This window comes from Acholeplasma granularum ATCC 19168, from assembly GCF_000526235.1.
In the GTDB taxonomy this organism is placed as follows: Bacteria; Bacillota_I; Bacilli_A; order Acholeplasmatales; family Acholeplasmataceae; genus Acholeplasma; species Acholeplasma granularum.
This window is the reverse complement of record NZ_JAFR01000007.1, coordinates 1-14,200: the sequence shown is the minus strand read 5'-3', so window position 1 is coordinate 14,200 and position 14,200 is coordinate 1. Positions and strand designations below refer to the sequence as shown.

Here is a 14,200-nt window from a genome sequence, read left to right as displayed (position 1 = left end):
TTTTTCTCCATTCTACTTATGTTTTAGATGATTCATTGCTTGAGTTATTAACACGTGGACGTGGTCATCGTCAAGCGAGTAATAAACAACATTCCCCTCTTTTCGGTATTTAACCAAACGATTCTCTCTTAAGGTTTTCAATTGATGTGAGACAGCGGATTGACTGACATTGATCACAGCAGACAGATCGCACACACACAACTCGGTTTCTTTTAATGCCAATATGATTTTCATTCTTGTGGGATCGCTAAATGTTTTGAAGAACAAAGTTAGCAGTGAAATAGATTCATTATCTAGTAAGTTTTTATGGGCTATTTCTATTTTTTCAGGGTGAAGAACATTACATTCACAAAACTCTATTATATCTTTTTGATCCATACTAATCTCCTATCTATATGAGCGCTCATTCATATAGATATATTGTATCACAATAAACTACGGAGTCAATATGAACAACTTCTTTAGATGTTTCCACATTGATTTCGATATGTTTCCACATTGGGCAAAAAGTAAAAAAGAAGTATTTAACCCTGATTTAAGAGGTTAGATACTTCTTCTATTATTATATGAATGGTTTTGTTAAGCCGTTTTTAAAGAAAGCAATACGATGTTTTCAACGTGAATTGTTGATGGAAACATTCTCACTGGAATTACTTTTTTAATATCATATAAATCTTTTAATCCATTGATGTCTCTAGATAAAGACTTTAAATCACAAGATATATAGATGATATCTTTGACCTTATGTAGTTTAACCAAATGTATTATATCTTCTGTTAAGCCACTTCTAGGAGGATCAAAGATAATTGTATCTGCTAAGTTAATATATAATCCTAATTTTTCCTCAACATTACCATGAATAAGTTCAAGATGTTTTATTTGATTATTTATAAGCATCTTATTTGCTTGTGTGACTGAATCTAAATTAGATTCAATTGAATATACTTTTTTTGATGTAATATATTGACCAATGCTTGCCATGCCAGCATATGCATCAATTACTATTTGATTTTGGGTTAGTTTTTTTATTTCCTCATACATTAAAATCGCAACTTCTTTATTTACCTGAAAAAAACTTTCAGGTCCAAGTTCAAACTCCAAATGATTAAATGGCATTTTTAAAGTTTCTTTTCCATAAAGGTGGATAGATTCATCAGATAGATTATCAAACTTATTTTTTTCTAGATTTATATAGATCGATTGAAATTCATTTTTTAATTGATAAATTATATCATCAAGTTCATCAAATGATGATTTAACACCTATAATTAACATAACTTCTTTACCATTGGTTCTAAGTGTAAAGTTTTTTATTATACTATTATTTATATGAGTGGTTTTAATCCAATTATTTAAAAAATTTATCTTATCATTTATGATAGGTAAAGCAAGTTTATGACTTGTAATTGGTTGAAGAAAGTTAGACTTTTCTTCAAAGGTACCTATCTTTAATGAATCACCTATTCTTTTAACATGTAATGTTATTTTATTTCTATAATTTAATTTATTTCCATCTGTGATTGTTTTATGAACATGTACATCAAGATCTGTGATTTTTTTAATGGTTTCTTTTGTAATCTTTTCTTGCCATAAGCATTCAGCAGCTAGAGACAAACCATATAGCGGGGCATAATCAAAATATAAATCTGAAGTTCTATCTTTATTTTTTTTTATGAGTTGAGTAAGTTTTGCTTCTTGGAAATGTTTTTTTGATTTTAGTATTTCAATTAAACCAACTTCATCATGAAACATACCCTTAATAAAGGTAACTTTATCGTCTATTCTAGTTACACCTTGACCTTGATAGTCAAGGTCACTTGTTATTACTTTTATATTCATATGTTATTTAACTAAATATGCATAAATTAATTTTAATGTATTTTCAACACCTTTAATATGTGTTCTTTCCATACCATGAGATGCACTAACTCCACTACCAATTAAAGCGCCTTTAAAATCAATGCCTGCTCTTCTTGCAGCGCCCACATCACTTCCATAGAAAGGAAATATATCAACTGTAAATGATAGATTATTTTCTTTAGCCATCTGAATTAGTTTTGTTGTAAGTTCATAATCATATGGACCACCAGAATCTTTAGCACAAATAGATACTGCATATTCATTACCTGCTAAATCAAGACCAATCGTACCCATATCAAGTGTTACAAACTCTGAAATATTTTTATCAATTATAGATGCTCCATGACCTACTTCTTCATAAACTATGAAATATATTTTCGTATCATGCTTGAATTTAATATTATGATCTGATGTGTATTTTAAAAGCATCAATAATATGACAACTGAAGCTTTATCATCAACAAATCTTGATTTTAAAAATCCTGTGTCTGTGATTATAAACTTCGTATCGTAACTTACGATATCACCATTTTGAATGCCTAATTTTTCTACATCTTCTTTAGAAAACACTTCTTCATCTAATCTAATTTCTAATTCATCAATTTCTCTAGATTTTGTATTCGCATCTTTAAATACATGTACAGCAGGTGATGTTGATAATATTGTACCAGTATATTTTTTCCCCTCTCTTGTATGAATTGTGCAATACTCGCCATCTAGTGTTGGTGTGCTTGGTCCACCTAATGGTGTAAGTGCTAATTTTCCATTAGATTTAATAGATCTAACCATTAATCCTAAAGTATCACAATGTGCAGATGTTGCAACAAGTTTAGAAGAATCTTCTCCCTTTATTGAAACCTCTAAAGCACCACTGTTTAATATTTTTGATTCATAACCATAAGAATCAATATATCTTTTAACTAGATTAATAACATTTGTTGTATATCCTGTTGGGGAATCTGTTTTAAAAACTTCTTCTGAAATTTTCTTAAAGTAATCTTTATCAAATAAAATCATATGTTTAAATCTCCTTATTAATATAACAATTATACCAAGAAAATAAATTAATTTATTAATCTCATAAAAGTAATATCATGTAAATAACATAAATTCTTATATTATCTTGAAACCATAAGTTTTTATATACTTTTTATACTTAGTTTGCTACAATTGAATTTGAGGTTTTTATTATGAGTAAATTTAAAAAGTATTTCAGCGATAAAGCATTTTATAAAATGGCACTGGCAATCATTATACCTGTCATTATTCAACAAATGATTTTAAATATCGCAGGTCTTATTGATACTTTCATGATCAATCGATTTTCACAAACAGCTTATACGGGTGTATCAACAGCTAACCGTTTTATGTTTATCATAAACTTTTTTTGGATTGGTTTAACTGCTGGGATAAGTGTCTTTGTCTCACAATATTTTGGTGCCAAAAATAAAAAAGGTATTTTAGGAACATTTCAACTAGGTTTAATTTTATCTATCATGTTTGGAATTTTATCTAGTGTTATAATTACAACATTAGGCCCTGTAGTCATAAAAATGTTTTTACCAACAAATGATCCAGAACAATTAGAAGCTGTCACCTTTGGAATTCAATATATTAAAATTATCGGTTTTGGTGCAACTATCTTTTTAACTTCTTTTATGATTTCAACCTACTTTAGATCAATTGGTAGAGCTAAAGTACCTTTACTAGCTGGTGTTATTGGAATTATTATAAATATGAGTTTAAATATGATATTAATTTATGGTTTTTTAGGTTTTCCTGCAATGGGGGCAATCGGTGCTGCCTGGGCAACTGTCATATCTAAAGTTGCTGAACTAATCGTTTTACTTATAGTTGCTATATTTTATAGTGAAGAAAATTATGCTAGTGATATATTAAAAGATTTTTTAATAACTAAACGTTTAGTCAAGATGTATATTTTAAAGGGTGGACCAATTATAATTAATGAAGTTTTATGGTCTGTTGCAATGGTTTTATATGCAATGTTTATTACAAGTGGTGTTTATGAATGGGTAACAGCTTATGGATATTCTCAAAATGCTACTGACATATTCTTTGTTTATTATTCTGGTATGGCTACTGCATCAGGTGTCATACTTGGACAAGCACTCGGAGAAAATTCATTTGAAAAAGCTAAAGACTATTTAATAAAACTACGTGGAATTATGATGCTCACCAATGTTATAATTATGGTATTAATTGTTGGTTTATCACCCGTTATACTTTTAATATTTACACCTGTTAATTCTATGTATTGGTTAGCTTATAAACTGATTTTAATCAATGTTATATTCATTGCTATTTATGGATATAATGCAATGAGTTATTATGCACTAAGAGCGGGTGGTGACTCTGTAAGAACATTCTTATTAGATCAATTACCAACATACTTGGTAGGTCTACCAGTTGTAATTATTTTAAGTGCTTACAGAAATTTTTTAGGTATAGATATTCTTACAATATTCTTAGCAAGTAAATCAACCGATATTGTAAAATTAATTGTTGCTAACCATATTATGAAAAAAGGCACATGGTTAAACAATCTAACATTAGAAGATAATCAATTAAAAGTCTCATGAAATAAAAGATGTTAGTCTAATTTAAATAGACTAACATCTTTATTTAATATGAAATTTATTTAAATGATTTAAACATGATTTACTATATTTCATGTCATCATAACTATAATCGTCAATATGACATACTCTTAAATTTAGTGTTTTATTACCATCACCTTTAAGTAAATTGTATTTATCACTATTTTTTTACTTCTCTAAAAGAAAATGTAATTGCCTTTTCATAAGGACTTATTGTCATAAAATCATTTTATATCTATAGACAGGTACACCATAGTATTTTTCTGTTCCTTTTCGCACATCTTCTTTAAGAAATGGAAACTATGTTTCTATAAGATTTCTATAAAAGTGAAATTGCATATTGATCTCCAAACAATTTATATAATCTGTTTCAAATTTATTTTCTTTTGTATTTTTTTAAGATTTCCTTATTAGTTGAAGAGATTCTATAACTTTCTATAGCCTTTTGTATAGTTTTATTATGTGTCCAATGATCAAGTAGATTCTCTTCTATCACTTTCATTGCATGATTGGATTGTTTAACTAATGCAGTTGCAAAATACCAAGAAATCATCATTTTAACGTAGTAATCATCTGATTTTATTGAAATGACTTTATCAAAAAATTCAACATTAAAATCATCATCCAAATAATGTTCCATCAACATTTTTATACCAAAGCGTTGAGTATAATTATGTTTGGAATTTAGCCACTTGTCTAGATGATGAATTAGTTTATCACGATGTTTTATCATAATTTTAGGTGAAAGTGTATCACATACAGCCCAATTATCAACAAATGGAAGAAACCTATCTATATTGTATATTACTTTTTCAAACTCATTCATTGAAGAAATAATAATTGCGTGTAGCATGTTTTCTTCAAAATAGACATGAGGCAAAGATGAAATAAATAGATTAAAATCTTCATTTAACTGATTATTTTTTGCATATTTTCTTAAAACTGGAACTCTATTTCCGATAATTGTTTCTTTTTTAATCGTTGGGATTAATCTAGCATTAAAAGCTTTATATTCTAAATCTTGTAATGTAAAAAGATCTTTTTGAATTGGTGACATTTTTACCTCCTTATATTCTATTGATATTAAGTATTCATCCCACTAATGTGTGATCAGATATTCATTATTGTATATATACTTATCATTTATACTAATATTCTAATAACTGCCTTTGGAGCCTGAAATGTTGATGTTTGCACTTATTTTAATAGTTCAAATAATCTATTAATTATCATTATAAATCAATCAAATATTGATTAGTTAATTTTATTTGTTACAATAAAGTCGACAAGGAGTTGTTTATTATGCTTAAAAAAAATGGTGCATTATATGGCGATAGATATAGAATTTGAACTGATACCAAAAACCTGTACTTTGATACAATATAAGTGTATGCAGGAGGGATCGCATGAAACTAATGTCATATTTGCATCTCCAAATATTCCCAACCCTGATGAGTATTTAAAGCTGTTGACGCAGGAAAAAAACAAAAAAGGTAATTCCCTTACAACATCATCTTTTTTTATATAGATTCTCAATCGGCTTCACTTTTGTTTATACCGAATAAATTAATCTCACTGTAAATATAAAAGCGAAACATTTATTATAAAGTATTATAGAATTAAATCTAAAATCCTTTGTTTAGGTTCATCGTCACTCATTTCAATCAATCTTAAAACAGCCATTGCTTTGATTGCTTGGGTTAATGAAATTAGTTCGATATCCAACTCTTTTGAAATCATTTTTAAGTACTTATCTGATAATCTAAATGCATACTGTCTCAAAACCACATACGTTCTTGCGATATCTAAGATAGGATTTCCTAGTTTCGCATTTGCCCAATCAATAATAAAATAATTGTAGCGATCATACATTATATTCGAAAAATGTAAATCAAAATGACAAAGATTATTCTTTATATCGACTTCATTAAGTGCATCAATCCCTATTTTTTTTATCGATTCGTCTAGATTTGATTTATTTAAGGTTTCAAAAAACACATCATGTGCTTGTAAAAGATTAAGATTTTGATATTCATAGACTTGTTTTTGCAATCCTATCAAATCTTCTAGTCCTGTTTTATACTTTTCTACTCGAATTCGGTAAGTTAAATCAACACCTTTGATGTAAGGCATTTTTATCTCACGCGAATTATTCACATAATCATAACTCAATATAGGTAGTTTAGTTTTTGAAACGATTTCATTTTGTATAGTCACTTCATGCTTAATCCAACTTAGGGGATAAGATGTTGGAAAATACTTATATGCAGCACCTTCGATTAAATATACTTTAGATACTTTGCCCTGTCCTATTAGGACTTTTTGATTATTGTTCATGGATACTCCTTAAATCGCAACGAATTCAATCAATTTCAAATTAAATCCTGCAGTTTACAAGTCATATTATAACACTTATCAACAAAGATTTATTGAACTAATCGTAAAACAATCTGAAATAACATTAACGTGTCCTTGTTTTTAGTCTCTTATTGATTTCTAAAAAACGCGCAACTAGTTAATGAATATTTTTACTTTTTTAAAGTCAAATATTCTTAGTTTGTACCTATATATATCTACATACTATATAGTTTTTTAACAAAAAAGACAATTTCGATATCCTAAACGGACCCAAATCGTCATATTTTTGCTTTTATTTGAATTGATACCATTTTCTTATACTTTTATAAAATAAGTATGTGCTTCTTTTATGAGTGCATCACTAGCAGTATTCACAAACTGAACAATATTGCAAAAGACATAAGTTAATCCATTATCAAAAGTGATTACACCTTCGCTCATAGCTCCTTTTCCATGACTTAATGCATTCTCAACTGTTAACTCCAATATTTGTGGTTTAGTCATTAAAGTTTGAGATAACTGATCTAATTTTACAATATGATTCTCACCCACAATTCGCCATGTGAAATCTTCTCGTACATGAGTCTTAACCGCATCTATGTCTTTCTTAGATAGTGCGATAGTTAAGTTTATAACGCGTTCCATTTTTGGCGCATTCCCACAATGAAACATAACTTCAATCTTCATATTAAATCTCCTCTTCTTAATAAAATTTTAATCATCACTAATATGAGTCGAACTTCTAATTTTTATATTACTCTAGGTAGTCTATCTTTAGAATCTACAACTTGTAAAGGTACGTCTGTTGCAACTTTTTAATAACTTAACAATAGGCATTTTATTCAAGTTAATGACATTCTGATCTTATTTTTTCAATCTTTTCATATTGTCTTTCATCTGATACCTCTTGTATATATTAGTTTACACTAAGTACAGGTTTTCGTCATTCAAATGACACTATATAACTTGAAAACAAGCGATTTCATCCTTTCTGCATGAAAAAAGGCTCGATACTTTTGTATCAAACCTATGCATTCAATATCTGTTATGGCGACTATTTTGATACAAATTAGAACCTCATCAAGATTTTTAGCACCCTACAATTTATTTTGTACCCCTGTAAAAACGGCTTAACAAGGCTATAAATAATGATTATTTGTGCTCAATGATTGATTCAATGATTAAATCTATAGTAACTATTATATATGTCACTATAAGAATGTTTCTTGTTTAACAGTTTATACGATAGATAGATTGGCATTAAACAGGTATTTTTTGTTATGACCATTTGGCAAAGAGGTTTAATACAGGTTCATCTTCATTATAAACCACTATATCATTTGTAAAATCCCAAGGGATTAAACCCTCTTTATCTTTATACCAACCGATAAACGTTTTATCGCTAATTTTAGGATCATCAGGGATAAACTCAATGTGTTGATTCTCATAATAATCGATTAAATATATGTCCTCACTTGGATCCTCAAAGAGATTGTAAAAAAACTGAACATTAGCTCGATTTATAAAATCTAAATCTGGTTTAACGTAGCTAGGAAAAAATATATCAATATATTTACCATCATATCCTGTATCGTAAGTTGAGTGAGGTAAATAAAAATTACTAAATATGTAGTCAATGTTTTCTAAAGACAAGGAATATCTAAAAATATAGATGTTACCAAGTATATATATTCGCTTAACTGTTTTGCTACTTAATCTTCCTCCTCCAGTTGACATAAATGATGGTTCCTTACCTATGCTAGTTACCATATAACCATCTATCTCAATGGGTATGATGAGTGTCTCTAATGATTGTCCAGCCTCTGTTAACCCCATAATTGTAACTTCCTCGGCATATAGAGTATAAAAAAACAATTCGGACTCCAATAAATTTTCTTTAGGACTGCAACCTGAAAGAACAATAATTAATACCGAAAAACAACAAATCATGATTTTCTTCATTTCAAATCCCCTCTTATAATTTATCTTATAATAACTTAGGTGATGCGTTACTTAAAATCTTATCTATTATTCGTAATTCCTAGGAAAATCTACTTGGACTAGAATTTGATAATTTGATGTTTAGGTTAATTACTTAATTATAGCATATCTTTATGATTTGATTAAATCTCTTCAAAAAGAACCGAGTAAATTTAAATAAAAAAGGTCTGACACTTAGAGCGAATTGTAATTCGCTTTTGTATCAAACCTATAATTTCTAAATGTCTAAGGTTGTGAGGTTTAATACAATTTTAGCACCCCTACCTTCAAATCGTGTAAATATTTTAGCACCCTAGTGTCATATCGTGTAATTTTTTAGCACCCTTACGTTAAATCGTGTAGAAATTTAGCACCCCTAAATTATGGCTTAACAAAGGGAAGCATTTGAAATGTCAATTGAATTTAAACTAAACTGTCCAAATAACTTCGAGAATAAGAGATTCATAAAATCCACCAACAGAATCTTGATATTTATGAGTTATTTTCAAATTGTTGAATGACCATCGATGAATATAAAACGGCTTATTGAGTATCGAAAACAATTTAGAGAAGAATTTTGGTTGCCCAAACCTATCTTTTAAATATTCTTTTAAAGTATTATTATTGCTTTCATCAATGTAGATTAATTTTGAATCCTGTAGTCTTTCAACCTTTGTTTGAGAAACGATTACTTCGAGTTTGAATCCTTTTTCATTAAATGTAACGACGTTAAATACATCAATATTTTCAGGAGAAAGTTTTGCCTCAAAGGTGTACGCATGTGACTCATTCTCCGCACACTTTAAAAACCTAACTAATTCTGCTTCTTTGAGTTCCCAATTAATTTTTATGCTGGGCTCTTTATAATCTAAACCAGATATGCTAGTATTCATTTTCATTTTTAATTTCTCCGTTTAATAAATCTTGTACTTTTTCGCAGCATAGCAAATTGATCATCAATCTATCTAATTTTTCCTCTTTTGTAAGCTGTGGCTCTAATTTCTTTCCAATAATCTTGTTATATAATTTATTAGTTGCTTTAATGAACCAAACAATTATGATAAGCCACCAAGTTAAGATGATGAAGATAATCATAAATAGAGTCTCTTTAATTTTATCTTTCTTTGAGAACTCAATTTTCTTATTATCAGAATCCATAAGGATCATTTCTCCAATAATGTGAAGTCCATTTTCTCTTTCTACTAATCTCGATTTGAACCAGTATCCTCCAGAATGACCCGCTCGTTCAACACCAAATAATATCTCGTCATCTCCGTTAAACTTGATCAGGTATTTATCTTGATGCTCCCTGTACACTGTTTTGCAATTTTCAATAAACTGTTCTCTAGAATAAGGATATCTATATTCAATATTTTTCATTTGTTACAATCTCTTCTCGATCTTTGGTTTTGCTTTCATTTTTAGGTTCTTCAATATCTTTAACTGAACTTAAAGAACTATCAGTTTCTACTTTTTCTACTTTAATAACATTATCAGAAGTACTATTTGAGGAAATTGGAAAATCCTTAGAATTCGTACTTATAAATCGTGACAAAATTAATGGAACTAGTACAGCAACTAATAGGTTTTTAAATATATCAATTGTCTCGTAATGTCTTGTTGAATTTAAGTTGTTTAAAAAAGACCAATCTCTGTCTACCACATAAAATAATGCGAAAAATGAGCTGAAAGTAAATATCGTTAGAATGTCGATGATTTTGGTTCGTGCTTTAACTATCTTCTTTGACTTGTCAACAGTATAGGCTAAACCATTGATAAATAGATAGATATTGGTCGTCATTAGCCCGATAATCAATACAGGCACTAGTACACTTAAAGTTGAATTAAATACACTGGATTGTGTGTATACAGTTTCCACCATTTGATCTAAAGGAAAAGGGGATCCGTATTTAACAAAAATACTCAAAAGAATGAAGAAAGAAACATATATTGCCTCTTTAACTATAGCTCCTTCTTTTATAACATACCCAGGGACAAGCTTCACATATATAAATATGAGCAGGAGTGACAATATAGCTGAGATTAGCATGAATGCGATTAGACCAGATTGCCAATTAAAGATAATCCACATGATAATTGGAAGCCAAATGATAGATGTTAGAAAGGCAATTAATAAGATAACTACAATTAATGTAAGAACTCCATAAATAACCTTCCCAAGCACACTGCTCGGTACCTTGTCTTCCATGTCTTTACTTACTTTATCGTTTCTTTCTTTTATTTTTGAAAAAAGTTTGTTCTTCTTAACCATTTCAATTGAGTATAAGTAATGCATAATCATAATCAAAAAATCGATTGATAGAATAAACCAAAACACAAAATTCATAGCTTTACCACTCCAATCTCAATAAGACTTTTTAATATCATTTTCAAATGTTCAAATAGAATGCAGTATATATTTAAAATTATAACACATTATCTGTTTATAATAATTGTGAGATTCAATGGTCTTAAAAACGTTATTCTGTAATCGTGTAACTTTTTAGCACCCCCTCTTTATATCGTGTAAAAATTTTAGCACCCTAGTGTCATATCGTGTAGAATTTTAGCCCCCTTCATTCATATCGTGTAGAAGCTGAAGTTGAAGATATAAATTACTGTCTAGCTTTAGCAGCTCCAAATTTAGGTCATCAGGCTAATATCTCTGAAAATCGACTAAAAATTGACATATCTCGACTATTTTCGCTAAATTTAAGCACAAAAAAAGGTCTAATACTTATCGTATCAGACCAATGCTTGTCTAATGTGGTAGGGCGACTGATTTGATACAATTTCGTACCCCAAGAAAAAGTTCGTACCCTTAAGAAAATAAATTAACCCTATAAAAATGGCTTAACAAAGGGAACTGTCGAAAATGACTGTTGCATTTACCCTATACAGTCCAATTTTTATTTTGAAACAATATATGTTTTGTTATCAATAAATGATGTAAATAAAGGTTGTAATATACCATCAATTTCATTAAATGATATGATTATTCCACCAACTTGTTTATTCGTTGAATCTAATCTACTAGAAAGTAAAAATTCATTTGTTAGAGCTATTCCAGATTGTAGCTCAAAATCATCGATTATACTTTGAAAACTATAATCTAAATTGCTATCAAAAATTAAAATATCATATGGCTTTCCTAAGTGGTGTAAGAAAATCATATCTTTTCCATCTTTAGTACCAAAATAGAGATTATAAAAAAGGTTTGAATAGCCATTTCCTTCATAATTCCTTAAAACATCTTTATCAGTTTATTTTCATTTGTTTTTTGAAAGGAAATGGTATCAATTCAAATACGATATTTTCTTTTTGTTCAATAAATTTCAGATATTGATAAGTTATGAGTTGCTCTTTATGAATCGATGGTTGAAATGTAAAGTCAAAATCTTTAAATGTTTTTATAAATGGAAAGTTTGCTACACGAACACAGGCTGTCATCGCTCTTTTCGTTCTTAAATCTATTTCAATTTCTGTTAACTCATATAGTGCATCTATCGTAGTTTTATTACCTTGATTCATTAAGCTTAAGTAGCTGTCAAGATGTGTTTTTATACCTTCTAGTTTCAGTGACTCTTTTTTTCTTTAACTTGTAATTATCAGAATTATTAAGATTCATTCCCCACATTATATTTTCATAAACAGATTGAGATTCAATAAGATTATAATCTTGACTAATCAGAGCAATTGTTTCTTTACGATATTTATTCCAATCTTCATCATCAAAATACTGCGTATCAAAATTATCAACATACATACTTCCATCAGTTTGATAATCTAATCCTGCTAACATATTTAGAAGGGTAGACTTTCCGCTTCCAGAATGACCAAAGATTACTATAAATTCACCAATATTAAATTTTATAGATATATCATCTATACCTTTAGAAATTCTCGTTTGATTTATATAGCTTTTTAAACATTTGATAAATCAATCATTATGTTTTACCTCTATCTTTGAATAATATCAACTTATTATACTTTGTATTACTTTTACATTATATTATAAAACTGCAATCTAAGACTGCAGTTTTATAGAGTAACACATCTATTTTATTCTTTAAAATCGATTATTTGATTAATTTCTAGATTTTTGACTTATTACTAATAACTGAGTTATAAACGTCGCAATAGGAAAAGCTGTTGATATTAAAAGACCAATAAATATAGCATTCCATGCTTCAATCTGATTATATCTAATGTAATAATATCCAGCTATATATGTAATCAATAATATAGATGACATGATCAATCCGAATCTAAATAAATTGACTTTTTCTTTTATAGATTCTACACTGAGACTAACATATATGATTGACAAACAAATCGGAATCGCTATTGCAAAGATTAATTGTAACACTGAGTTATATAAGTACTTTGTGTATAGATTCCCATATTGTACAGAATTTGTAGTTACATCGTTTAAGGTAACTATGGATTCATAAACTAAAAATAAAGAAATGCCCAGTAGCAAAACAAATTTTGTTATTAATTTCATTTTCCCCTCCATTTTTTTGAATTATTACATATTTATATTTATAATTATACCTCAATTTAAGAACTAATAAAAGCGCATACTTGAAGACAATTTGCTTTTTAGATGAGAATATAAAAACTATATCTGATATTGCCCATGCCACTATTCCAAAACAAGAACTTTAATAAGTTTTATAACAGCTTCATCCATTGAAACACCTCTTTAATCTTACACGAAACTCTACAATAAATCCTTTGACCTTTTTATGTACTCCAAAATATAAAAATCCAATTTATCTATCTTATTAACTACTTCTATATTTTCAAACTCTTCAAGATAGTACTTAGTGAATGCGAATGCGTCAAGTTCTATTTCTTGAGCTATGTAGTTGTCAATAGTGTTTTGAAAATGGTGAATTGATACCATTTTCTTGTACTTTATGTTCTTTGTAGTTATTATATCATTTGTTGATTCATTAACCTATATTGAATAGGTGAATAACCACCTAGAGTTAATTTTATTCTTTCGTGATTATACCAATAGATATACTCATCAATTGTTCTTATTAAATCAGATAATGATTTAACCTTTTGTGTTTTTATTGACCTTTCGTGTTTTTATTGACTATGAAAATTAAAAAGTTCTGAACTAACATACATAAAGTGATTCAAAAACTAGTGTTATCGAAAGAAAAAAGGGATTATCTCCCTATTTTCAAATTCTATTAAGTTGATAACATTGTATCAACACTGTCGTGCTAATATGTGTGATGCTACCTATTTTAATACAAATTAGCACCCCATCATATTCTTTAGCACCCTTGCTAGATATATTAGCACCCCGTGAAAACTGCAAAAAAATTTAGAATCTAAATATCGAGCCTATAAATACTATGCTT

General features: G+C 28.5%; 16 protein-coding genes. 1 reads left to right on the top strand and 15 read right to left on the bottom strand.

Annotated features, from left to right (window positions below; translation table 11 throughout):
• Window positions 1-12 precede the first annotated feature (12 nt).
• From G324_RS0102035 to G324_RS0102025, 3 genes are all read right to left on the bottom strand, one after another.
• Window positions 13-378 (bottom strand): ArsR/SmtB family transcription factor, encoded by a 366-nt coding sequence (locus G324_RS0102035; RefSeq protein WP_025724738.1) that lies wholly within the window; start codon window positions 376-378, stop codon window positions 13-15.
• A gap of 201 nt (window positions 379-579) precedes the next feature.
• Window positions 580-1,839 carry a 23S rRNA (uracil(1939)-C(5))-methyltransferase RlmD gene (gene rlmD, locus G324_RS0102030; RefSeq protein ID WP_025724737.1) on the bottom strand — a complete coding sequence of 420 codons (1,260 nt, stop codon included), beginning with the start codon at window positions 1,837-1,839 and terminating at the stop codon, window positions 580-582.
• A gap of 3 nt (window positions 1,840-1,842) precedes the next feature.
• A complete protein-coding gene (locus tag G324_RS0102025; protein WP_025724736.1) occupies window positions 1,843-2,877 on the bottom strand; it encodes a M42 family metallopeptidase in 1,035 nt (344 codons plus the stop codon).
• 173 nt (window positions 2,878-3,050) lie between these two features.
• On the opposite strand from G324_RS0102025, the gene G324_RS0102020 reads away from it, so the two are divergent.
• A complete protein-coding gene (locus G324_RS0102020; protein ID WP_162146819.1) occupies window positions 3,051-4,460 on the top strand; it encodes an MATE family efflux transporter in 1,410 nt (469 codons plus the stop codon).
• A 394-nt stretch (window positions 4,461-4,854) separates the two neighbouring features.
• Here G324_RS0102020 and G324_RS0102015 read toward each other — a convergent pair whose 3' ends face one another.
• From G324_RS0102015 to G324_RS07830, 12 genes are all read right to left on the bottom strand, one after another.
• Window positions 4,855-5,535, bottom strand: coding sequence for a DNA alkylation repair protein (locus tag G324_RS0102015; RefSeq protein ID WP_025724734.1), 681 nt, complete (start codon window positions 5,533-5,535; stop codon window positions 4,855-4,857).
• A gap of 554 nt (window positions 5,536-6,089) precedes the next feature.
• Window positions 6,090-6,815, bottom strand: a complete 726-nt coding sequence (locus G324_RS0102005; RefSeq protein WP_025724732.1) for a phosphotransferase — start codon at window positions 6,813-6,815, stop codon at window positions 6,090-6,092.
• A gap of 336 nt (window positions 6,816-7,151) precedes the next feature.
• Window positions 7,152-7,523 carry a hypothetical protein gene (locus G324_RS0102000; protein WP_025724731.1) on the bottom strand — a complete coding sequence of 124 codons (372 nt, stop codon included), beginning with the start codon at window positions 7,521-7,523 and terminating at the stop codon, window positions 7,152-7,154.
• A gap of 591 nt (window positions 7,524-8,114) precedes the next feature.
• The gene (locus G324_RS0101995) at window positions 8,115-8,798 is read right to left on the bottom strand and encodes an InlB B-repeat-containing protein (protein WP_162146818.1); all 684 of its coding nucleotides are present in this window, start codon (window positions 8,796-8,798) and stop codon (window positions 8,115-8,117) included.
• Between the two features lie 446 nt (window positions 8,799-9,244).
• Window positions 9,245-9,709: a hypothetical protein gene (locus G324_RS0101990; protein WP_162146817.1), complete on the bottom strand. Its 465-nt coding sequence runs from the start codon at window positions 9,707-9,709 to the stop codon at window positions 9,245-9,247.
• Window positions 9,699-10,196 (bottom strand): hypothetical protein, encoded by a 498-nt coding sequence (locus tag G324_RS0101985; protein ID WP_025724728.1) that lies wholly within the window; start codon window positions 10,194-10,196, stop codon window positions 9,699-9,701. The genes G324_RS0101990 and G324_RS0101985 overlap by 11 nt, the downstream gene beginning before the upstream one ends.
• Window positions 10,183-11,163, bottom strand: coding sequence for a hypothetical protein (locus G324_RS0101980; RefSeq protein ID WP_162146816.1), 981 nt, complete (start codon window positions 11,161-11,163; stop codon window positions 10,183-10,185). Before G324_RS0101980 ends, G324_RS0101985 begins: the two co-directional genes overlap by 14 nt.
• Window positions 11,164-11,725: 562 nt before the next feature.
• Entirely contained in the window at window positions 11,726-11,989 is a 264-nt protein-coding gene (locus G324_RS0101975; RefSeq protein WP_025724726.1) for a hypothetical protein, read from the bottom strand.
• 85 nt (window positions 11,990-12,074) lie between these two features.
• A complete protein-coding gene (locus G324_RS07100; RefSeq protein ID WP_162146815.1) occupies window positions 12,075-12,347 on the bottom strand; it encodes an ATP-binding protein in 273 nt (90 codons plus the stop codon).
• Window positions 12,348-12,363: 16 nt separating this feature from the next.
• Complete coding sequence (locus G324_RS07835) at window positions 12,364-12,690, bottom strand: ATP-binding cassette domain-containing protein (protein ID WP_281172281.1); 327 nt, start codon at window positions 12,688-12,690, stop codon at window positions 12,364-12,366.
• Between the two features lie 213 nt (window positions 12,691-12,903).
• On the bottom strand, window positions 12,904-13,071 hold the full coding sequence (locus G324_RS07940; RefSeq protein WP_156921267.1) for a hypothetical protein: 168 nt from the start codon (window positions 13,069-13,071) through the stop codon (window positions 12,904-12,906).
• Window positions 13,072-13,757: 686 nt separating this feature from the next.
• On the bottom strand, window positions 13,758-13,904 hold the full coding sequence (locus tag G324_RS07830) for an IS3 family transposase (protein ID WP_084027067.1): 147 nt from the start codon (window positions 13,902-13,904) through the stop codon (window positions 13,758-13,760).
• Window positions 13,905-14,200 lie beyond the last annotated feature (296 nt).